This window comes from Thermanaerovibrio velox DSM 12556 (assembly GCF_000237825.1).
In the GTDB taxonomy this organism is placed as follows: domain Bacteria; phylum Synergistota; class Synergistia; order Synergistales; family Synergistaceae; genus Thermanaerovibrio; species Thermanaerovibrio velox.
The window spans coordinates 100369-122155 of sequence record NZ_CM001377.1 but is presented as its reverse complement, the minus strand read 5'-3'; the positions used below and the strand labels follow the sequence as shown (position 1 = coordinate 122155).

Sequence of the window (21787 nt, the reverse complement as noted above, 5' to 3'; positions counted from 1 at the left end):
TGGGGCACCGGTGATCCCGGTGCCCCACGGCGTTTAAGGAGGAGACGAGGGGCTGTAGGGCTTGTTGCCTAACCCCTTACGGCCGCGGAGGCCTTGAGGGGTTTCAGGGAGCACCTGTAGATGTCCTCTATGACCTGGTCCGTGGCCGTGACCGGGGCGAGGCTCAGCAGGGTGTCAAGGGACGGGGTGGTCTTGGCAAGGTGCACCAGTTTGGACACGTGCTCCTCACCGAAGCCCTGGTCGGAGAGCTTCTGGGTCACGCCCACGGAGAACAGCCACTCCTCCAAGGCCTCCGCGGCCCCCAAGGCCTCCTCGGGGGTACCCTCGAGGCCCGGGATTATCGGGGACAGCACGTCCGCCAAGACCTCGGGCCTTGCGGGGTAGATGTTCTTGACCACCCCGGGGACTATCATGGCAAGCCCAAGGCCGTGGGGAAGCTCCGGCTTCACCGCCGACAGGGGATGCTCAAGGGCGTGGGTGTAGTGCAAAAGGCCGTTGTCAAAGGCCACGCCGGCTATCATGGAGGCGTAGAGCAGGTAGTACCGGGCCTCCAGGTCCTTGGGATCCCGAAGGGCCTTAGGCAGGTACTTGGCGATGAGCCTCACGGTCTCCTTGGCCAGCAGGATGGAGTAAGGGCTCGCCGCCACGGTGGTGCAGGCCTCTATGACGTGGTTTAGGGCATCGACGGACACGTACCGGGTCTGATCCTCCGGAAGCCCGGTCATGAGGGAAGGATCGTCGATGGCGAACAGGGGATAGATGCAGTCGTAGGCTATGGCGGGCTTGTACTCCTTCTCCGGTATGCTCACCACCGCGAAACGGTCCACCTCCGTGCCGGTCCCGTGGGTGAGGTTGATGGCCACCACCGGGGCGGCCTTCTTGGGGCTGAACTTGAGCTCATACAGGTCCCTGGCGGTCTTGTCGGGGTACTCCATCAGTATGGCGGCGCTCTTGGCGGAGTCTATGGGGCTGCCTCCCCCTATGGCCACCACCGCGGTGGCCCCGAACTCCCGGGCCATCTGGGCCGCCTCATCCACCGAGTCCACCGTTGGATTAGGGGTTATGCGGTCGTAGTGCACGTAGGAAACGCCGTGCTTCTCAAAGGCCTTGAGCACCTTGCCCCAGCAGGTCCTGTAGGACGATCTGCCGGACACCACCAAAACCCTCCGGTGCCCCATGTCGGACAGGGCCTCCATTATGGGATCCACCTTGTCTATGGCTCCCACCCCCAGGTAGCAGGTGGTCCTGGTCCTTATCTCCTTGACGTCGTATATGGAGTTGTTCTTCTCCCACACTCCGGACACCTCCAAACTTTTTTGACGATATCGTAAAGTTTGTGTCTTTTTTTCACTGTCTCTTCGGGCCATACTCTACTCCGATTCTCTAAGATGTCAACCCCGCCAAGGAGGCCCTCGGGGTATCCGACAATCCCGCCGGGTGTGCTATTATGTAGCAAAAATGGGCCTTTTTTAAGCATTTGTAATGCAAATCACGATCTCCTCGGGGCTGTAACTAAGGCAGCGGGGGATCAAAAGCCTCAAACTCAAAAAATCCAAAAGGAGACCGGAGGAAATGGATCTCAACGAAGTAAGGTCCGAGATCCTTCGCCTCAAGGAGGCGAAGGGGGCCGTAATCCTGGCCCACAACTATCAGATCCCGGAGGTGCAGGACGTGGCGGACCTGGTGGGGGACTCCTTCCAGCTGAGCCGCGCTGCCGCTGGTACGGATCACCGAATGATCGTGTTCTGCGGCGTCAAATTCATGGCGGAGAGCGCGAAGATCCTCTCGCCGGACAAGAAGGTCCTGCTGCCGGAACCCCAGGCGGGGTGCCCCATGGCGGACATGGTGACACCGGAGGACCTAAGGCGCATGAAGGACGAACACCCGGGCGTGCCGGTGGTCTGCTACGTCAACACCTCTGCGGAGGTCAAGGGGGAGTGCCACATATGCTGCACCTCCTCCAACGCCCCAAAGGTGGTGCGATCCCTTAACTCAAAGGAGGTTATCTTCGCCCCGGACCGCAACCTGGCCCGCTTCGTCCAGCGGGCGGTGCCGGAGGTGCGCGTAATCCCCTGGGACGGCTTCTGCCCCACCCACGAGCGCATAGACCCGGATCAGGTCCTCTCCGCCCTGGCGGAGCACCCCTCCGCCCTCTTCATGGCCCACCCGGAGTGCCAGGAGGAGGTGGTGAAGATGGCCCACTTCGTGGGCAGCACCTCCCAGATGTTGGACTTCGCGGCCTCCTCGAGCACCTCGGAGTTCATAGTGGGCACCGAGGAGGGGATGCTGCACGGGCTTAAAAAACGATGCCCCCACAAGACCTTCTACACCATCTCCCCCGCCCCGGTGTGCCCCAACATGAAGCGCACCACCCTCCACTCCATCCTGCGCTCCCTGCAGGAGGAAACCCACGAGATCATCCTTCCCCGGGACACGATAGACCGTGCCAGGGCCTCGCTGGAGAGGATGCTGGAGGTGATATAAATTGAGATACCTCACATCCTTCGCAGGGGAACCCTCGGACCACAACCGCTTCGACGTCATCGTGATAGGAGCCGGGGTTGGAGGGCTCTTCGCAGCCCTGAACCTGCCCCACTCCATGAAAACCGCGGTGGTTATGAGCGCCCTGCCCAAGGACACCAACAGCGGCCTAGCCCAAGGGGGCATAGCCATATGCCAGGGACCTGAGGACCAGGAGTCCCACGTGGAGGACACCTTGGAGGCGGGATGCCGCCACAACGACCCCGAAGCGGTCAGGGTCATGGTCAAAGAAAGCCCAGACATCGCCCAGGACCTTATGGCCTTGGGGGTGGAGTTCGACCGGAACCCCGATGGGTCCTTGAAGCTAACCCGGGAGGGGGGACACTCCAAGAACCGCATACTCCACACCAAGGACTCCACAGGGGCGGAGATCGTACGAGCCCTGGCCAAGGCGGCGAGGGGGCGAGATAACCTCACCTTCTTCGACAACGCCTTCGCGGTGGACATAATAACCGACCAATTCGGATCCGCCGGGGTGCTGGCCGTGCTCGGGGGGGCCACCAGGTGCCTGTTCGCCAGGCACCTGGTGGTGGCCACCGGCGGCATAGGCAGGCTCTACGAGCGCACCACCAACATGCGCTACTCCTCCGGGGACGGGATCGCCATGGCCATTAGGGCCGGGGCCTCCGTCTTGGACATGGAGTTCGTCCAGTTCCACCCCACGGGGCTCTACTCCCCCTCCTCCCAGCAGAGCTTCCTCATATCCGAGGCGGTGCGGGGAGAGGGGGGCATCCTGCGCTCCCCAAAGGGGGAACCCTTCATGAGGGACGAACACCCCCTAAAAGACCTGGCCCCACGGGACATCGTGGCCCGGGCGGTGACCCGGCAGATGCTTAAACACAACTCCCCCTTCGTGTACCTGGACGTTACACACCTGGGAGGGGATTTCCTAAGGACCCGGTTCCCAAACATCTACCACCGGTGCCTGGAAGAGGGTTTGGACATAGCAAGGGACTGGATACCGGTGCGTCCCGTGGCCCACTACCTGATGGGTGGCATATCCACGGACCTTTGGGGCAGGAGCTCGGTGGAAGGGCTCTACGCCTGCGGGGAGGCCGCCAGGACCGGGGTCCACGGGGCAAACCGCCTGGCCAGCAACTCCCTCCTGGAGGCCTTGGTGTTCGCCAAACGGATAGCCCGGGTGATACCGGACACCCCAAGGCCTGGCCTACTTCCCTCTTACGCCGGGGAGCCCAGGCACCGGGGCGCGGAGTTCCCATGGGATCCAACGGAGGCCATGGAAAGGATACGGCGGATCATGACCGAACGGGCCTTCGTGATCCGCACCGCCGAAGGGCTTCGCAAGGCCCGGGAGGAACTGGGCGAGATGCTGAGCTCCGCGGGGGGGGCGGACCTATCATCAATTGACCACTTCGAGGTGATAAACATGATCCAGGTGGCCCTCTCGGTGGTGAACGGGGCCCTGAGTAGGCCCTCGTCCCTTGGAAGCCACTGGATTGAGGGGTGATTGGGCTTTGAGACCGCATTACAACTGGTTTGAGGTTGATAGGATAATCCGGCAGGCCCTCATGGAGGACATGCCCAACGGGGACGTGAGCACCGCCTGCGTGGTGACCGGCCCGGTGACCGCAAGGGCGCGGCTCACCGCCAAGGCCCAGGGGGTGGTGGCGGGGCTCGATGTGGCCGCCCGGGTATTCTCAACCCTGGACCGGGACGTGAAGATCCGTTTCCTCGCGCAAGACGGGGACACCGTCACCCCCGGCGAGGACCTGATGGAGATAACAGGGGACGGGGGGGCCATGCTTTCCGCGGAGCGAACGGCGCTTAACCTGCTCCAGCGGATGAGCGGCATAGCCACCGCGGTGAGGGGCTTCGTAGACGCCCTCTCGGGCTTCCCGGTGCGCATAACGGACACCCGAAAGACCGCACCGGGCCTCAGGACCCTGGACAAGGCGGCGGTGCTCATCGGAGGAGGCCGGAACCACCGGTTCTCCCTGTCCGACGGGGTGATGCTTAAGGACAACCACATAGCCCTGGCAGGGGGGATCGAGAAAGCGGTCCGCATGGCGAGGGAACGGATACCCCACACCATGACCATAGAGGTGGAGACCAAGACCCTTCAGCAGGTGGAGGAGGCCCTCAATTCCGGGGCGGACATCATCATGCTGGACAACATGAGCCCCGAGGAGATGGCCCAGGCGGTCAAGCTGGCCAAGGGCAGGGCGATCATAGAGGCCTCGGGGAACATGACGGTCCAGCGGGCCCTTCAGGCCGCCATGGCAGGGGTGGACGTTATATCCGTGGGATCCCTCACCCACTCGGCAACCGCCCTGGACATAAGCATGAACATAACGGAAATAATGCAGGGGAACCCTTGACACCAAACCTCTGTGGCTCACGGAATATTGGGACTATACTCCTAATAAAATCTATGACGTGATACAATCTCGCACAGGAAGTCAATTCTACTCGGCGATACCCTAAAGGGGGCCCCGCCGGTAAGGGGTGATGCACCGTGAGAAAGACCAGTTACCCGCTCATCTTGGTCCTGGCGCTGTTGGTTTCCGCAGGCACAGTCCTTACCCCTAACATAGCCTTGGCAGGGGGCAACGCCCAGGACAGCGTGGTTAACCGAATAACCACTAAGGAGCTGGTCAAGATCCTAAAGGAGGACGGGTACTCCGCGGACCTGGACAAGGACGGGGACATCATATGGAAGCTGGAGGGCTACAACGCCCTGGTGCTCACCCCGAACGACAACAGCATAGAGTTCTACATAGCCTTCGCGGAGAGCAAGGCCACCATGGCGAGGATAAACGATTGGAACATGAACCGCCGGTACTCCAGGAGCTACATGGACCAGAAGAAGCAAGCCTGCCTTGAGCTTGATCTAGACCTGGAAGGCGGGGTGACCCGGGACCGCATAAGGGACTTCCTCAAGACCTGCAGGGAGTCCTTCGTCACGTGGTACAAGGAGGTGCTGATGTGACCCCTTGACATGACCTTAAGGGGCACATATCATCACCCCATGATCAGATTGCACAGTTCTCTCAAACCGTTCCTCAATATCGACAGCACCCTTTGGTGGCGGTGGCCTTGAGGCCGCCGTCCGCCTTGGGCTTTGCTCTAGCAAGTCCTTAAAGGGGGGCCGCGGCTATCCTGCGGTCCCCCTCGCGCTTTTGAGCCACTTGGGAAAGCTATTTCGAGGAGGGGCCGCGCTGGTATATCCAGGCGGCCCCTCTCTCTTTCGCGGAAACCCGGCACGTGAGTGCCATTTGAGAGGAGGAAGGCAAGATGAGACAGATGAGCCAGGCGGAGGGCAAGAGGGTTTTGGGAGACGGATACTTCGGCCGTTACGGCGGGGCCTTCGTGGACTCGGCGGTGGCGGAGAGGCTTTCCGAGCTGGAAGGGGCGTTCCAAGAGGCATTGGGGGATCCGGAGTTTGAGAGGGAGTACCGGGAGCTGCTAAGGCACTACGTGGGGCGTCCCTCCGCCCTAACACGGTGTTTGAACCTGTCCAGCCTGTCCCCCAAGGGGGCCAGGATGTACCTCAAGCGGGAGGACCTGAACCACACGGGGGCCCACAAGATAAACAACGCCCTGGGTCAGGGGCTTCTGGCCAGGCGGATGGGCAAGGACAGGATAATAGCCGAGACCGGGGCGGGGATGCACGGCACCGCTTGCGCCACCGTGGCGGCCCTCTTGGGGCTTCAGTGCACGGTCTTCATGGGGGAACAGGACGTTAAGAAGCAGGCCCCGAACGTGGCCCGCATGAGGGCATTGGGGGCACAGGTGGTGAGCGTCTCCCAAGGGGCGGGCACCCTCAAGGAGGCGGTGGACGCCGCCCTGGACCGCTACGTGTCGGACCCCGGGGCGTTTTACCTATTGGGATCCGTGGTGGGCCCCCATCCATACCCCACCATGGTGAGGCACTTCCAGTCGATCATAGGAGAAGAGGCAAGGGAGCAGTTCCTCCAGGTGGAGGGCTGTCTTCCCAGCCACGCCATAGCCTGCGTGGGGGGAGGCAGCAACGCCATGGGACTCTTCAGCGGCTTTCTCGGCGACCCGTCGGTGCAGCTCGTGGCGGTGGAGCCCGCGGGGCTGGGGCTCCACACGGATAAACACGCCGCCTCGCTGCTCAAAGGCCGGGAGGCGGTGATCCACGGCTTCAGGACCTACGTGCTCACCGACCATGACGGCAGCCCCGCGGAGGTTCACAGCGTGTCCTCCGGGCTGGACTACCCTGGCGTGGGACCCGAGCTGGCACACCTGAAGGACCTGGGAAGGATCCGCTGCGAAAGCGTGACCGACCGGGAGGCCCTGGAGGCCTTCCTCACCCTATCCAGGACCGAGGGCATAATACCCGCCCTGGAGAGCTCCCACGCGGTGGCGTACGCCTTAAAGCTCCTCCCAACCCTCAACGAAGACCAAGCGATCCTGGTCAACCTCTCCGGCCGGGGGGATAAGGACCTCGACACCGTCATGAGGGAGCTTAGGCTCTAGGGGCCGCAAACTCATTTGACCGCCCCGTCCTCCGCCCCGTACGCGGCCAGTATCCTCCGGTACTGGCCGCTCCTCTTCATCTCCAAGAGCCCCTTCTCAAAGGCCTTCAGGATCTTTTCCCCGTCCTTGACGTTCCTTGAGACCATCACGTGAAGGGTGGCCTCCCGCAGGGGCGTCTCCGCAGTATCAAGGACCTCCAAAAGCCACGGCTCCCGCTCGGAGATCTCGAGCATCCCCACCAGACGGTCGTTAAGGGCCAGGTCCAGCTTTCGGGACGCCACCTTCAGCGCCAAGGGCACGAAGCTCACGTCGTAATCCCTCCGGTAGTTGTCCCAGGAGAGGAACTCCTCGTCGTAGGAGTATCCCTTGACGAGCCCCACCTTAAGCCCCGTGAGGCTCTCCCGCCCCCGGTACTGGAAGGAACTGTCCTTCCTCTTGAAGAAGACTATGCGGCTTACGGCGTAAGGGGAGCTCACCAGGTACTTCTTCTGCCTCTCCTTGGTGAACCAGGCGTCTATGAGCATGTCCGCCTTGCCCTCGTAAACCGCCCGCTGGGCGGCATCCCACGGCATGACCTTAAACGACACCCGATACCCCTGGGTCCTCAGGGCCTCCCTCACGATCTCCGCCGCCATGCCAAGCCTTTGGCTTCGGGGGTTGAAGTAGGGAGGCCAAGGATCCGCCGCCGCCACAAGGACCCTCTCCGCGCCGATGCCAGGGCAAACCGTGACACAAAACAGGACGAACTGGGCCAGCAAAACGGCCCTAAGCAGGGACTTCACCATCCTATCCACCCCCCAGCCCGTAATCGTGCACCAAGGTTCGCACCCTGCGGACAGGCTAACACCAAAGGGCCCGGGACTTCAAGGGACCCCATACGCCGGATTCAGGGGTTGCCTTACAGGCCAGTCCTTGGCATACTCAACCAGGTGCAAAGGGATTTAAGCTTTTTTGAATTTTAACCTTAATGGAAGGGGGAGATTCACGTCATGAACCCTAGGACCGTGGTCATCACCGCAGCGCTCTTAGCGACCCTCTCCAGCTCCGCCGGGGCGGGGAGCCTTCCGGATAGGAAGGACGTGCCGGTGGAGCTCAAGTGGAGGCTGGAGGACATATACCCCAATGAACGGGCCTTTGAGGGGGACTTAAAGGCCCTCAAGGGCCGCATGGGGGAGGTGGAGCGCTTCAAGGGAAGGCTCAGCTCATCGCCGGAGGTGCTTGCGGAGTGCCTGAAGCTCAAGGATCAGCTGGCCATAACCATGGGCAAGCTCTACGCCTACGGGGTGATGAGAAGCCATGAGGACACATCGGACCCCAAGCGTCAGGCCCTGGCGGATCGGGTGTCGTCCCTGTCCACGGAGCTGGAGACCCTCTGCAGCTTCATAGTGCCGGAGATAACCCAGATGGACCCCAAGAGGCTATCGGAGTTCATGGAACACCCATCCTTAAAGGACCACCGGTTCTTCCTGTCCGAGATAGCCCGGAAGAGGGCCCACGTGCTCTCCCCCAGGGAGGAAGAGCTCCTGGCGATGGCTGGGGACGCCCTGGAGACACCGGATCAGGCCTTCTCCATGCTCACCAACGCGGACATGACGTTCTCCCCCATAACCGATGAAAAGGGGAACCTAACGGAGATGTCGGAGGAGCGCTACTACCGGTTCGTAAGGAGCAAAGACCGGCGGGTGCGGAAGGAGGCGTACGACAGCCTGTACGACGCCTACGGCAGGTTCACCAACACATTAGGGGCCACCTTCGGCGGGATGCTCAAGGGAAGCCTTTTCTTGGCCAAGGCACGAAAGTACCCGTCGGTCCTGGCCATGGCCCTGGACGACGATGCCATACCGGAGGAGGTCTACCACAACCTGGTGAGGACCGTGGAGTCCCGTCTTGAGCCGCTTCACCGGTACGTGAAGTTCCGGGCCAAGGCCCTCAAGCTCCAGCGGATAGAGCCCTACGACCTTCACGTGCCTCTGGCGGATGAACCCAAGACGGACATCCCCTGGCAGGAGGCCAAGGCCTTGGTCTTGGAAGCCCTAAAGCCCCTGGGGGATGAGTACGTAAGGATCGCCCGGGAGGGAATGGAGAAGGGCTGGATAGACGTGATGGAGAACAAGGGCAAGCGGGGAGGGGCCTACTCCTGGGGCAGCTACGGCACCCACCCGTACATACTCATGAACTACAACGGCACCCTGAACGACGTGTTCACCTTGGCCCACGAGATGGGGCACTCCATGCACACCTACTACAGCAACCTCAATCAGCCGTACCCCACCAGCGACTACAGCATTTTCGTGGCGGAGGTGGCCTCCACGTTCAACGAGATGCTCCTCCTGGACCACCTGATCAAGAACGCCAAGGACCCGAACGAAAAGCGGTACCTTATAAACTACCAGCTGGATCAGATAAGGAGCACCCTATACAGGCAGACCATGTTCGCCTCCTTTGAGCGGGAGGTCCACCGCCGCCATGCGGAAGGGGAACCGGTGACCCCCAAGGAGCTCAAGGAGCTGTGGGAAAAGCTCAACGGGGATTACCACGGGGAGGCCTTCCACGTGGATTCGAAGCTCCTGATGGAATGGGCTAGGATACCCCATTTCTACAGCCCCTTCTACGTTTTCCAGTACGCCACCGGCATATCCGCCGCCATATCCTTGAGCAGCGCGGTCCTCTCCGGAGACCCCTCTGCCAGGGACAGGTACCTTGAGATGCTTAAGAAGGGGGGCTCCAAGCACCCCATAGAGCTCCTCAAGGAGGCGGGGGTTGACATGAGCTCTCCCAAACCCATAGAGGACGCCATAAGGCTCTTCGACCGGAGGCTCAAGGAGCTGGAGGAGATGGACGCCAGGTAGCAGACACGCTGGATCAGGAGATCCGATGCACCAACGAAGCCCCGGGGACAACCCCGGGGCTTCGTTCGATCTCATGGACGCCGCAACCGCTCGCCGCCCACAGGGGAGAACCCCTTTGGGGATCGATGGGATCAAGGACGCGCTCTCTCCCCTTTCTCCTCCTCCGCCACCTGCCCAACCCGCTGGGAAAGCCCCCGGCGGATGACCAGCACCGCGTCTTCTCCGTCCACCACCATCACGTCCTCAAGCCCCATGAGGACAAGCCTCCTCCGGGAGGACACCGCAAGGCACCCACGGCAGCCCTCGAAACGGGCAGACCCTCTCGATGCGTTGCCCTCCTGGTCCTTAGGCGTCACCTGGTAAACCGAGTCCCAGCTGCCCACGTCGGACCAGGGGGTCTTAAGGGGCACCACCGCCACCCTATGGGACCCCTCAAGGAGCCCCTTGTCGAAAGACAGGGGCTCCACGTCCTTGTAGGCATTCAAAAGCCCCGCAAGGCCTGCCCCCGCAAGGCCCCAAAGGGATGGGGCCACCAGCTCGAGCTGCTCCATGAAGGTCCCAAGGGAGAAACAGAACATCCCGCTGTTCCAAAGGTATCCCCCCTCCTCCAGAAAGGCCTTGGCCCTCTCAAAAGGGGGCTTCTCCTCGAACCGCTCCACCGCATGCCCGGAAAGGCCCCTAAGCGGTTCCCCTGTCTTTATATAACCGTAACCGGTCTCCGGATGCCCGGGCTCCACGCCAAATGTCACAAGGTACCCCGCGAGGGCTATCTCCGCCGCCTGGTCCATGGCATCCGCCAGGATCAACTGGTCTCCCACCACGTGGTCGCAGGGGAGGACGAAGACCACGTCCCCATCCCGGGCCCCCTTGTCCCTAAGGGCCAGGACACCGGCCAACACGGCGGGCAGGGTGTTCCTCCTGCAAGGCTCCTCGATCACGGGGCAGAGCTCCCCTCCCGGGGTCTCCAGCAGGTGGGATCTAACCTTCCACCCCAAGCCCTGCGAGGTCACCGCCACCATCCTTGAGGGATGCACCCGGCTCAACGCCCGGCGGAACGCATCCGCAAGGAGACTCGGGCCCTCCCCAAGGGGCATGAACTGCTTGGGGTTCTCCCCCCGCGACAGGGGCCAAAGCCTGGTGCCCCCTCCTCCGGCCAAAAGAATCCCGTGGGCCTTCATCACATCTACATCCTTCCGTCGTCACATCCGCCATTGGGCCTTCGGCTGCGCCTTAGGTTGTACATCTCCGCGTCCGCCCGGGCCACCGCGGACATGAGGCACTCACCCGCCTCAAGGCACACCACACCGAAGTCGAAGGACAACCCGCTCACGCAGGAACAGAGGATCATCCCCGAAAGGGCACGGCTCACCCGGTCAAGAAGCCCCATCATCTCAGCCTGGCTTGCCCCGGGGGAGAACACCACGAACTCGTCCCCCCCGTACCGGACCACCACGTCGCTGGACCGGACCGACTCCCGGATCACCCTGGCTACCTCCCTTAGGACCATATCCCCGGTCTCGTGCCCGTAGGTGTCGTTCACCCCCTTGAAGTTGTTCAGGTCCACCATGGCCACGCAGACCGGAAGCCCGGACCTGGCAGAGCGGGTGAGCTCCTCCTCCAGCCGGGCGTCCAGGTACTTGCGGTTCCAAAGCCCCGTCAACGGGTCCTTGAGGCTCTGGAGCTCCAGGAGCTTTAGGTGCTCCAACCCCTCAAGCAGGGCTCCCAGGTGCCACGAGAGGACCTCGAAGAACTCCTCGTCGGAGCCATCGAAAGGTTCATCCGGGGACTCCAGAAGCAGAACCCCCCTCATCTGACCCATAGCGAACACCGGGACGTCCAGCTGATGCCTGGTGCCCGCGTCCACCAAGGCCAGGTGTCCCGACTCGGGGCCCACCCAACGATGGTTGGTCATCCGCCGGGACCTCAGGATCCGGTACACCAACCCCCCGCCCCTGCGCTTTATCTCCCGGCTCTTCTCCCCCAACAGCTCCTTAGGGGTCACGCTGGAGGCCAATATCTCAAGCTCCACGGGACCTTCCTCTTCCACCTTGAAGAACTCCACCACCCCGTACCCCATGGAGTCCGAGAGCTCCCGCACCACCACATCCGCCATCTCCTCCAGCGACGATGCCCCCCTCAAGGACATCACAAGCCGATGCAGCATCCTGTTCCTGTTGAGCTCCCTCTCTAGACGGTCTACGACCTCGCTTCTCTCTATCCTCATGGCTATGAATAGCCCCAGGGCCTTGAGGATCTCCCCGTCAACCTCCACGCTCAGCGCCCTGGGCTGCCTCTTCCCCACCCGCAGCATCCCCCAGGGATAACCGTCAGGACCTATTATGGGAACCCCAAGCTCGGACCGGATGTCCTCCTCGGTCCTCACCACCACCGGGTCTATGAGGGAATCCTCGCAGAGATAGGGCCTAAGGTACCGCATCACCCTTCCCACCAAACCACGGCCCTCCTGGATCAACGGATCCACCTGCTCCGCCGAGACAGAGCTGCCGCGGTTCCTCCGGAACCTTATGGGAGCTCCTCTCCGGTCCCTGGACACTATGGACGCCACTTGATAACCCATGGCCACAAGCCCATCCACCGTCCGGTCAAACAACCCCTCCACGGTTACCTCGTCCCCGAGCTGCGTGAGAAGCGCTATGAGAGCCCCCCTCTTGTAGGACAGGTCCTCCAGCGACGCATTCCGAACCCTCTCAAGCTTAAGCCGGTCCTCCTTACGCTCCGCCTCGAGCAATCCCCATATCACAGGGGCTGCCAGGTCAGATGCATTTATAACCATATCCAGATTATCAACCAGATCCTCCCCCCGCCTGCCGACGACGCAAAGGACCCCCATCACCCGGCCCCGCCACTTAACGGGGCAGGCCAGGCGGGTGACACCCCCGTCCTGTGGGGAGCCTTCCACCTGCACCTCCCCGAGGGAGAAAGCCCGCCCCACCGGGCCGTCCATGGCGGGGACGAAACGCTGGTTCCTCGCCCTGCCGGTCACGTCCACGAGCATCCCGTCATTCGACCTGGAGGGGACGTAAAAAAAGACCGATCGGTTCCCGTCCTTAAAAGCCCTGGCGGCCCAGTCCGCCAGGGCCGAACAGGCGTCCTCCGGCGACAGCGCCCTCCCAAGTGCGTTAATCAAGGTCTTGAGGTTCGGGAAACCCACGGCAGCACCCCCAATCTTCGAGGCCTACTTCACAGGCCAGCCAAACCGCCGATCATGTCGCATCTCCCACGGAACCGCCGTTAAGGACGAACACCTGGTCCATCTCCAGGTGTACGTCCATAAAGGCCTGCACCACCGACGGGTCAAAATGGACGCCCGAGTTGGCGGTGATGTAGTCCACCACCCGCTGGTGATCCATCGGTTCTTTATAGGGCCTCCGGCTCCTCAGGGCATCGTAGACGTCCGCCACGGCGGTTATCCGGGCGGAAAGGGGGATCTCGGTCTCCTTGAGCCCATAGGGATAGCCGGATCCGTCCCATCGCTCGTGATGGTAGAGGGCTATCTCCGCCGCCACGCTCAGGCTCCTCTTGTCCTTCAGTATGTTGTACCCCATGACCGTATGGGTCTTCATTAGCTCGAACTCCCCGGGGTCAAGCCGCCTTGGGGCCAGGAGTATGCTGTCCGGTATGCCCACCTTGCCTATGTCGTGAAAGGGGGCGAAGAGCTCCATGTCCTTGCAGAACTTGTCGGGCATTCCCATGGCCTCCGCGAGCAACCGACAGTAGCTTCCTATGCGGATCAGGTGTTCCCCGGTCTCCTCGTCCCGCATCTCCGCGGTGAGCATGATGGCCCTGTAGGCCTCAAGGAGGACCTGCTCCTCCTTGTCCTTGAGGGCGCTCAAGTCCACCGGGATAGCTAGAAGCGCCGATATGTCGCCGTTCACATCCCTTATGGCGCTCACTATGAGCCTTACCCAGATCACGGACCCGTCCTTCCGGCGGTTCAAAACCTCTCCCTCCCAGCGCCCCACCGCCGGGTCCAAGACATCCCGCCACAGCCTACGGAAGATCTCTTCGTACTCCTCCCTCGATATGCCGTGCTCCTCATAGACCTCAGGGCCTGGGTTCAGTATCCTTGGGTTCTTGCCCAGAGCCTCCTTCAGGGTGTAACCATACATCTCCTCGAAGGCGGAGTTCACGTAGGTTATGGTGCCGGAGGGGTCGGTTATGCAGACCCACTCGGCGAACTGGTCAAGGGCGCTGCGGAACACATCGAGGTTCTGCCTTGCCAGCACCAGGTCGGTGATGTCGTGCCCTATGAGGAGGACCGACTCCTTTTCCCTGCCCCCGGACAAGAGGACCAGTTTCAGCAGCAGATGCCGGAGCTGCTCCCCCTTGAAGGCCTTAACGTGAAGGACCCCCCCGGATCTCAAGGCGTCTTTCACGGCCTGGACGTGGTCCTTGGACACCATCTCCCATATGAACGGGGAGCCTTGTCTTGGCAGCAGGTCCCTGGCGAAGCCGTTGCAGTGAACCACCCGGCCGGACCTGTCCAACACGGCGAAGACCGTGGAGTCGTCATCGGTCACCGCGGACAGAAGACGCCTTTGAAAGGCCAAGTCCCCAAGGGCCATTCGGAGCTCCGCGTCCCTCCGGCTGAAGGACAGCAGCACCCCCTCGAACTTACCGAAGGGATCGAATATGCCCCGGCACTCAACGGAACCGCTGTGATAGCCCACTTGAAAAGCGGGGCATGAGGTTCCCCCTGATAGCACGGGGCAAAGGGCGGCCCTGCAAAGGTCATCTCCGAAGAGGTCCTGGCACATCCTGCCCTCCGAAGAGTCCCCCGGAATGCCCATGAGCCTCTGCAGGGAGGTGGTAACGAAGACCACCCTCCCGGAGGGGTCCACTAGGGCGACGGGTTCGCCTAAAGCTTCAATAGCTCCCTTGAGAAGCCTTTCCATATCTCATCCACTCTCTCCCCGCAACGCTTGATGACTATCTATAAACCGTGCATCCGAAACACCAGCCATATTAATTCTAACACCACAAGAACACGCCCTGACCCACCGCAAGCGATATGGGCAGGTTACAAAAACGGGATTTTGGCCCCCAGCTGGTCCGGGGAACGGGCTATCCTGGGGAATTTACAAATCCTTAACACAACTGTAAGGCGGTCCCAATCGTGGGGGGGTAGGATCTTGAGGCAAGGGAAGTTAAGACCAAGAGGGAGGATGATTCGCGTGAGGTTTTTAGGCAAGGCTTTGGCTTCGGTTGTCCTGCTTGTGGGGCTATGCGGCAGTGCCATGGCGGGGGAGATAGTGATGAACGGATCTACAACCGTACTTCCCTTTGCCCAGTCCGCGGCGGAGGCGTACATGAAGGCCCATCCGGAGGTTAAGATCTCCGTCTCCGGAGGCGGCAGCGGCAACGGCATAAAGGCGCTGATAGACGGCATAGCCCACATAGCAAACGCCTCCAGGGCGATGAAGAAGGAGGAGGTTGAGAAGGCCAAGTCCAAGGGGATCAATCCGGTGGAGCACGTGGTGGCCTTTGACTGCATAGTTCCCATAGTCAACCCCTCCAACCCGATATCGGACCTCACGGTGGACCAGCTCAGGGACATCTACACCGGCAAGATCAAGAACTGGAAGGATGTCGGCGGTCCCGATAAGCCCATAGTGGTGATAACCCGGGATACCAGCTCCGGCACCTATGAGGTCTGGGAGGAGAAGGTGCTGAGAAAGGCCCCGGTGACCCCCAGGGCCCTGGTGGTGGCGTCCTCCGGGGCGGTTATACAGACGGTGGCGAAGAACCCCCTGGCCATAGGGTACGACGGGCTGGGCTACGTGGACACCCGGGTTGTCAAGACCCTCAAGATAAACGGTGTTGACGGGGCCCCCACCAACGCTCGGAACGGGAAGTTCCCCACCGCCAGGAAGCTATACATGTACACCAACGGGGAGCCCAGCGGGGAGGTTAAGGCGTTCCTGGACTTTATGAAGGGGCCGGAGGGGCAGAAGTACGTGGCCAAGGAGGGTTTCGTAACCCTTAAGCCCTAGGCTGAGGAGCCTTGGGGATCCTGCGGAGTCGGGGAAGTTCGAGCGCAAGTTGTCCAGGGGGGCCTCAGGGCCCCCCTCTTTCAGGAGCGCGACGGTAAGGAGGTACCTTTAAATGGGGGAGATAAGGGGGGACCGGGTACCCCGGGCGGCCATAGGGACCGTGGCCATGGCGGGCATAGCGGTTATGCTGTCCATAGTGGTCTTCTTGCTCAAGGAGAGCCTGCCCATCCTGGCCCATACGACACTTAAAGACATGGCCTTGGGCATGCTCTGGTATCCCGCCAGGGATGAGCCGTCCTTCGGGATGCTGCCGCTGATCACGGGTTCCATTGGGGTTACGGGGCTTTCTGCCCTCATGGCCCTTCCGGTTGGCGTAGGTCTTGGCATATTCACCGCCATGGTGTGTCCTGGCAAGCTCCGGGAGTTGTTCAAGCCCCTCCTGGAGGCCCTGGGGTTCTTCCCATCCGTGGTATTGGGGTTCCTGGGCATGGTGGTGATAGCCCCATGGATGCAGGAGAGGCTCGAGCTTTTGAGCGGCCTTAACATGCTGAACGCCTCCATGCTGCTTGGGGTGATGATACTTCCGACGGTGGCGTCCTTAACGGACGACTCTCTCATGGCGGTCCCCAAGGATGTGAGGGACGCCTCATACGCCCTTGGGGCCACCCGTCATGAGACCATATTCAAGGTGTGCGTCCCCTATGCCTGGCGGGGGATAGCCCAGGCCTGTCTTCTGGGGATCATGAGGGCCCTGGGGGAGACCATGGTGGTTCTCATGGCGGCGGGGGGTGCTGCCATAATACCGGAGTCAATAACGGACCCGGTAAGGCCCTTGACCTCCGCCATAGCGGCGGAAATGGGAGAGACGCCGGTTGGATCCCCCCACTATCACGCCCTCTTTTTCATGGGGTTGATACTGCTTTTTGCCACCATGGGGATAAACTTCATCATCCTGTGGCTTGAGGGGAGGCGCAGGGGTTGAATCATTTTTCGAGGATCCTAAAGGACCGCATGAGCTCCCTGGTGCTCTGGCTCATGATGATAGGGGCCATAGGTGTCATGGGTTTTATAGTGGCGTTCCTGTGGAAGAACGGCCACTCCGCCCTGAGCTGGGAGTTCATAACCGAGAAGCCCCGGAGCGGCATGACCGAAGGGGGTATTGCCACGCCCCTGGTGGGGACCGTGCAGCTCATGGGGCTTTCCATGCTGATGGCCCTTCCCGTGGGGGTAGCCACCGCGGTGTACCTCAACGAGTACTCCCCCAAGGGTTTTTGGGCCTCCGCTTTGAGGCTTGCCATAAGGAGTCTGGCGGGGGTGCCGTCGGTGGTGTTTGGTCTATTCGGTCTTTCGTTCTTCTGCGTTTTCTTAAGGCTTGGGACCAACATGCTCACCGCCTCCATGACCCTGGCTTGTCTGGTGCTGCCGGTGGTGGTAAGCGCCGCGGAGACCGCGCTGATGAACGTGCCGAAGGACTTTCGGGACGCGTCGTTCGCCATGGGGGCCACCAGGTGGCAGACCATAAGGAAGGTGGTCCTTCCATCCGCCATGCCCTCCATAATAACCGGGGCGATACTGGGGCTTGGCAGGGTGGCGGGGGAGACGGCACCGATAATCTTCACCGGGGCGGTGTTCTTCACCCCCGACTTCGCCAAGAGTCCCTTTGAGTCGGTGATGGCGCTTCCATATCACGTTTACGTGCTGGCCACTGCGGGGACCAACATAGATGCCACAAGGCCGATACAGTACGGGACCGCCCTGGTGCTCATAGGGGTGGTGCTTATATTCTCCCTGACCGGTACGGTGTGGCGGAGTCAATTGAGGAGGAGGAACCAGGTATGACCCAAGGACAGGACGGGCATGGGGCCCCGGCGGATCATATGGAGGCCCCCAAGCTGGAGGCACAGGAGCTGTCCCTATATTATGAGGAGGGGCGGGCCGCCATTAGGGACATAAACCTAAAGATACCCCCCAGGTCGGTGACCGCCCTCATAGGACCCTCGGGCTGCGGGAAGAGCACGTTCCTGAGGTGCATCAACCGGATGAACGACTTCATAGCGGGGGTAAAGGTGGAGGGCAGGATTCTCCTAGACGGGGATGACATATACGCTCCGTGGGTTGACGTTATAGGTCTCAGGCGCAGGGTGGGGATGGTGTTCCAGCGTCCCAATCCCTTCCCCTTCTCCATATGGGAGAACGTGACCTACGGTCCCAGGCTGCACGGCATAAGGGACCGCAGGAAGCTGGACGAGATAGTTGAGAGGAGCCTCCGGGGGGCGGCCCTTTGGGACGAGGTGAGGGACAAGCTGGACTCCTCCGCCCTGGCCCTGTCTGGGGGTCAGCAGCAGCGGCTTTGCATAGCCAGGGCCATAGCGGTGGAACCGGAGGTGCTGTTGATGGACGAGCCCACGTCCGCCCTGGATCCCCTTGGGACCGCCAAGATCGAGGAGTTGGTAAGGGAGCTGAAGGAGAGGTACACTGTTGTGATAGTCACCCACAACATGCAGCAGGCCGCCCGGGTGTCCGACAGGACCGCCTTCTTCCTGATGGGGGAGCTGGTGGAGGAAGGTCCCACCAGGGAGATCTTCACATCCCCCAAGGACCCAAGGACAGAGGACTACATAACCGGACGGTTTGGCTAGGAAGGGGGACCCCTGGTGAACTCGACGAGCACAAGGAAGCACATGGACGACGAGCTGGAGATAATAAGGTCCGCCATAATGAAGTTGGGGGCCATGGCGGAGTCATCGGTGAGGGGGGGTGTGAGGGCTCTTCAGCACAGGGACCAGGAGATGGCCCGGAAGGTCCTGGAGGATGACGACCGGAGCGATGAGCTGGCCTCTTGGCTTGACAGCTCGTGTCTTGAGTTCATCGCCCGCTACCAGCCCCTTGGGGCGGACCTTAGGACCATGTCCTGCGCCATCCACATGACCGTTGATCTGGAGAGGATAGCGGATCTTGGGGTGAGCGTGGCCAAGAGGGCCCTTCAGATGTCAGATCAGGAGCCGATAAAGCCCCTCCTGGACATACCGAGGATGGGGGATCTGGTCTGCTCCATGGTGGACATGGCGATAAGGGCTTTTCTCAACCGGGACGAGGAGCTGGCGAAGGAGCTCTGCGCCTTAGACGATCAGGTGGACGACCTGCAGAGCCAGGTGGTGAGGGAGCTTTTGGCCATAATGTTGGAGAGGCCTTCGACCATATCTCAGGCCACCTCCCTGGCGGAGGTGGCGAGGGTGCTGGAGAGGGCGGGGGATCACGCCACGAACCTTGGGGAGCACATACTGTTCATGAGCACCGGGAAGCGACTTAAGGCCTCCCAGTTCCGGCGTCCCATAGGAGGTGTCCGATGAGCTTTAGGATTCTCGTGGTGGAGGACGAGGAGAGCATAGCGGAGGTGCTTTCGGAGGCCCTTCGCAGGCAAGGTTACCGGGTGCTCTGGGCTCGGGATGGGGATGAGGCGCTGGATAAGGCGTTGTCGGCCCTTCCGGATCTGATCATCCTGGACGTGATGTTGCCGAAGATGGACGGATGGGAGGTTTGCCGCAGGATCCGGGAGGACCGGAACGGGAAGGAAATCCCGGTGATAATGCTCACCGCCAGGCGGGACGAGAGGGACGCGGTGGCGGGGCTGGAGGCGGGGGCGGACGATTACGTGCGCAAGCCATTCTCCATTCCGGAGCTCATGGCCCGGGTCAGGTCCCGTCTCAAGCGGCATCAATCGGCGGAGGCATCGTCCTCGAGGGTGAGCATCATGGGGGATCTGTCCGTGGAAGAGGGTGGAGAGACCCTGGTACGGGGAGAACCCCTGGACCTATCCCCCACGGAGCAGCGGCTCTTGGAGGTGCTGATCAAGGGGCAGGGTCGTCTTGTCACCAAGGAGGAGGTGCTAGCCAAGGTATGGGGGCACCTGGGGGGTGACAGCAGGACCGTGGACGTTCACGTCTTCAGGCTCCGGAAGAAGCTCTCGGAGGCAAGGGCAGGGGTAACGGTCCGCACCGTCCGGGGCAGGGGATACAGGATGACGGAGGGCTAGCGGGATGTTCAAGAGCATAAAGGGGCAGGCGGCGCTGCTGATGGTCCTTCCTCTGGCGGCGTTCCTGGGGCTTTCTTGGATTTTGGTGCTTGGGGATACCTGGGGATACCTGGAGGAGTACGTGAGGCACCAGCTGTCGAACCTCACGGGGGCGGCGGAGGTTGCGGTGCGGGCTTTCGGCGATGACCCGAAGGCTCTGGACGCTCCCCTGCGGGCCTGGGCCGGCAAGGCGGAGGTGAGGGTCACCCTTGTGGACCGGAACGGCACGGTCTTGCTGGACACCGAGGTCCCCAGGGATATGGTATCCAAGATGGAGAACCACCTGTTGAGGCCGGAGATCCGCAAGGCTTTCGAACTAGGGGAGGGCTACGCGGTAAGGCGGAGCGACACCACCGGTGCAGAGTACCTTTACGAGGCAAGGCGGCTGGACGGGGCGACTCCCATGGTGATAAGGGTGTCCATGAGGAAGGACATCTTCTACGGGGCTCTATCGTCGCTCCGGAGGCGTCTTTGGCTGTCCTTCGCCATCTCCTTTGGGCTTGCGATGGTCATAGGGGCGTGGTGGATGAGGCGTTTGACCGATCCGATACTGGCCATAGCGAAAGGGGCCGACGCGGCGGACGCCGGAGAGGAGCCGGAGTTCCCCTCCGGGGGGCCGGCGGAGATACGGCGGCTGTCCCTGAGCCTCAAGCGGATGTATCGGCGGCTCAACAGGACCATGGAGGAGTTGAGGAGGGAGAGGGGGAACCTAAGGGGTCTTGTGGAGACCATGCCCGTGGGGGTCCTGCTCCTTGGCACGGACCGGAGGGCCATATACTGCAACTCCGCCATGGAGAGGCTGGTGAGGGCCTTAAACTGCCAGGGACTTCCCATGGAGGGGGTCATAAGGCACCCGGAGGTGATAGAGCTTGGGGAGGCGCTCCTTAAAGGTGCCCGGTCGGTGGAGTCCACTGTTACGGTTCAGGATGGTTCGAAGGATACATCCTACTTGGTGCGGGGGGCTTCTGCGGGGGATCTAGCGGTTCTCACCGCCCAGGACATAAGCGAGCGGGTGAAGCTGGAGGAGACCTTGCGGAACTTCGTGGCGGACGTGGGGCACGAGTTTCAAACCCCTCTTACCGCCATAAGGGGTGCGGCGGAGCTGCTGCTCCAGGGGGCCTCCGAGGAAGACCAGCGGTTCGTCAAACGGATACTGGAACAGCAGGAGCGGCTCAGCGACATGGTGGACCGTCTGCTGATGCTGGCAAGGTGTGAAGGGGGATCAGCGGGCCCTGTGGAGGAGCTGGACCTGGTCCATCTGGTGCGGGAGGCGGCGGAGCAGGTGTCCTTGATGCCCGAAGCCCCTTCGGTGGAAGTCCGCATGGAGCTTCCCACGTCCGCGCCGGTTCGGTGCGGAAGGGATGTGGTCACCGCGGTGCGGAACCTCCTTGAGAACGCGGTGAAGTACACGGCACAAAAGTTCCAAGGCCGCGAGGGCGGCGTGGTTACCGTGAGGCTTCAGGACATGGGAGACCGTTGGGCCCTGGCGGTGGAGGACAACGGCCCTGGCATACCGGAGGGCATGGAGGAGACGGTGTTCCAGCGTTTCCGGCGGGGGGAGTTTCACCGGGCGAGGCAGTCCCAGGGGGGCTACGGTCTTGGGCTCGCCATAGCCAGGGGCATCCTAAGGGCAAATGGAGGAGACGTGAGGCTAAACAGCTCCCGCCCCGGGGAGGGTTCAAAATTCCTGATGGAGCTCCCTAAAAGTAAATAAAATTAGCATTAAAATCAGTAATTACTAACAGAAGCCACGGCTGACTTATTGTATTCTGAAAGTTGGCCGTGGCATTGTTTTTTGGTTAAAACACCCGGCGGTTTTTAATTTTATAGAACAAAAGTTGCCCCAC

The 21787-nt window shown here is 61.6% G+C and carries 18 protein-coding genes; 13 read left to right on the top strand and 5 right to left on the bottom strand.

Annotation, left to right across the window (positions count from 1 at the left end; translation table 11 throughout):
- Positions 1-68 precede the first annotated feature (68 nt).
- Entirely contained in the window at positions 69-1295 is a 1227-nt protein-coding gene (locus THEVEDRAFT_RS00535; protein WP_006582784.1) for an iron-containing alcohol dehydrogenase, read from the bottom strand.
- A gap of 232 nt (positions 1296-1527) precedes the next feature.
- Here THEVEDRAFT_RS00535 and nadA point away from each other — a divergent pair, with 232 nt between their 5' ends.
- The 5 genes from nadA to trpB all read left to right on the top strand — a co-directional run bounded on the left by nadA (position 1528) and on the right by trpB (position 7005).
- Entirely contained in the window at positions 1528-2484 is a 957-nt protein-coding gene (gene nadA, locus THEVEDRAFT_RS00530; protein ID WP_281054555.1) for a quinolinate synthase NadA, read from the top strand.
- Position 2485: 1 nt separating this feature from the next.
- Positions 2486-4009, top strand: a complete 1524-nt coding sequence (gene nadB, locus THEVEDRAFT_RS00525; protein ID WP_006582782.1) for an L-aspartate oxidase — start codon at positions 2486-2488, stop codon at positions 4007-4009.
- A gap of 7 nt (positions 4010-4016) precedes the next feature.
- Complete coding sequence (gene nadC, locus THEVEDRAFT_RS00520; protein ID WP_245522681.1) at positions 4017-4880, top strand: carboxylating nicotinate-nucleotide diphosphorylase; 864 nt, start codon at positions 4017-4019, stop codon at positions 4878-4880.
- A 137-nt stretch (positions 4881-5017) separates the two neighbouring features.
- Complete coding sequence (locus THEVEDRAFT_RS09070; RefSeq protein ID WP_006582780.1) at positions 5018-5491, top strand: YbjN domain-containing protein; 474 nt, start codon at positions 5018-5020, stop codon at positions 5489-5491.
- 305 nt (positions 5492-5796) lie between these two features.
- Positions 5797-7005 carry a tryptophan synthase subunit beta gene (trpB, locus tag THEVEDRAFT_RS00510; RefSeq protein ID WP_006582779.1) on the top strand — a complete coding sequence of 403 codons (1209 nt, stop codon included), beginning with the start codon at positions 5797-5799 and terminating at the stop codon, positions 7003-7005.
- Between the two features lie 11 nt (positions 7006-7016).
- On the opposite strand, the gene THEVEDRAFT_RS00505 is transcribed toward trpB, so the two are convergent.
- Positions 7017-7790, bottom strand: a complete 774-nt coding sequence (locus tag THEVEDRAFT_RS00505) for a transporter substrate-binding domain-containing protein (protein WP_006582778.1) — start codon at positions 7788-7790, stop codon at positions 7017-7019.
- Between the two features lie 204 nt (positions 7791-7994).
- Between THEVEDRAFT_RS00505 and pepF the strand changes: the two genes are divergently transcribed.
- Positions 7995-9854 (top strand): oligoendopeptidase F, encoded by a 1860-nt coding sequence (pepF, locus tag THEVEDRAFT_RS00500; RefSeq protein WP_006582777.1) that lies wholly within the window; start codon positions 7995-7997, stop codon positions 9852-9854.
- 131 nt (positions 9855-9985) lie between these two features.
- Here the strand turns inward: pepF and THEVEDRAFT_RS00495 are convergent, their stop codons facing one another.
- The 3 genes from THEVEDRAFT_RS00495 to THEVEDRAFT_RS09065 are packed head-to-tail and all read right to left on the bottom strand — an operon-like array spanning position 9986 to position 14770.
- Entirely contained in the window at positions 9986-11032 is a 1047-nt protein-coding gene (locus THEVEDRAFT_RS00495; protein WP_006582776.1) for a mannose-1-phosphate guanylyltransferase, read from the bottom strand.
- 5 nt (positions 11033-11037) lie between these two features.
- A complete protein-coding gene (locus THEVEDRAFT_RS00490) occupies positions 11038-13026 on the bottom strand; it encodes a sensor domain-containing diguanylate cyclase (RefSeq protein WP_006582775.1) in 1989 nt (662 codons plus the stop codon).
- A 52-nt stretch (positions 13027-13078) separates the two neighbouring features.
- Complete coding sequence (locus THEVEDRAFT_RS09065; RefSeq protein ID WP_006582774.1) at positions 13079-14770, bottom strand: HD domain-containing phosphohydrolase; 1692 nt, start codon at positions 14768-14770, stop codon at positions 13079-13081.
- A gap of 270 nt (positions 14771-15040) precedes the next feature.
- Between THEVEDRAFT_RS09065 and THEVEDRAFT_RS00480 the strand changes: the two genes are divergently transcribed.
- The 7 genes from THEVEDRAFT_RS00480 to THEVEDRAFT_RS00450 all read left to right on the top strand — a co-directional run bounded on the left by THEVEDRAFT_RS00480 (position 15041) and on the right by THEVEDRAFT_RS00450 (position 21654).
- Positions 15041-15868, top strand: a complete 828-nt coding sequence (locus tag THEVEDRAFT_RS00480; RefSeq protein ID WP_050802113.1) for a phosphate ABC transporter substrate-binding protein — start codon at positions 15041-15043, stop codon at positions 15866-15868.
- A 112-nt stretch (positions 15869-15980) separates the two neighbouring features.
- The gene (gene pstC / locus THEVEDRAFT_RS00475) at positions 15981-16850 is read left to right on the top strand and encodes a phosphate ABC transporter permease subunit PstC (protein ID WP_006582772.1); all 870 of its coding nucleotides are present in this window, start codon (positions 15981-15983) and stop codon (positions 16848-16850) included.
- Positions 16847-17707, top strand: coding sequence for a phosphate ABC transporter permease PstA (pstA, locus tag THEVEDRAFT_RS00470; RefSeq protein WP_006582771.1), 861 nt, complete (start codon positions 16847-16849; stop codon positions 17705-17707). Before pstC ends, pstA begins: the two co-directional genes overlap by 4 nt.
- A complete protein-coding gene (gene pstB, locus THEVEDRAFT_RS00465) occupies positions 17704-18507 on the top strand; it encodes a phosphate ABC transporter ATP-binding protein PstB (RefSeq protein WP_006582770.1) in 804 nt (267 codons plus the stop codon). Before pstA ends, pstB begins: the two co-directional genes overlap by 4 nt.
- A 15-nt stretch (positions 18508-18522) precedes the next feature.
- Positions 18523-19218, top strand: coding sequence for a phosphate signaling complex protein PhoU (phoU, locus tag THEVEDRAFT_RS00460; RefSeq protein WP_006582769.1), 696 nt, complete (start codon positions 18523-18525; stop codon positions 19216-19218).
- Positions 19215-19901, top strand: a complete 687-nt coding sequence (locus tag THEVEDRAFT_RS00455) for a response regulator transcription factor (RefSeq protein WP_006582768.1) — start codon at positions 19215-19217, stop codon at positions 19899-19901. Before phoU ends, THEVEDRAFT_RS00455 begins: the two co-directional genes overlap by 4 nt.
- Positions 19902-19905: 4 nt before the next feature.
- Positions 19906-21654, top strand: coding sequence for a sensor histidine kinase (locus THEVEDRAFT_RS00450; protein ID WP_006582767.1), 1749 nt, complete (start codon positions 19906-19908; stop codon positions 21652-21654).
- The last annotated feature ends 133 nt before the right edge of the window (positions 21655-21787 follow it).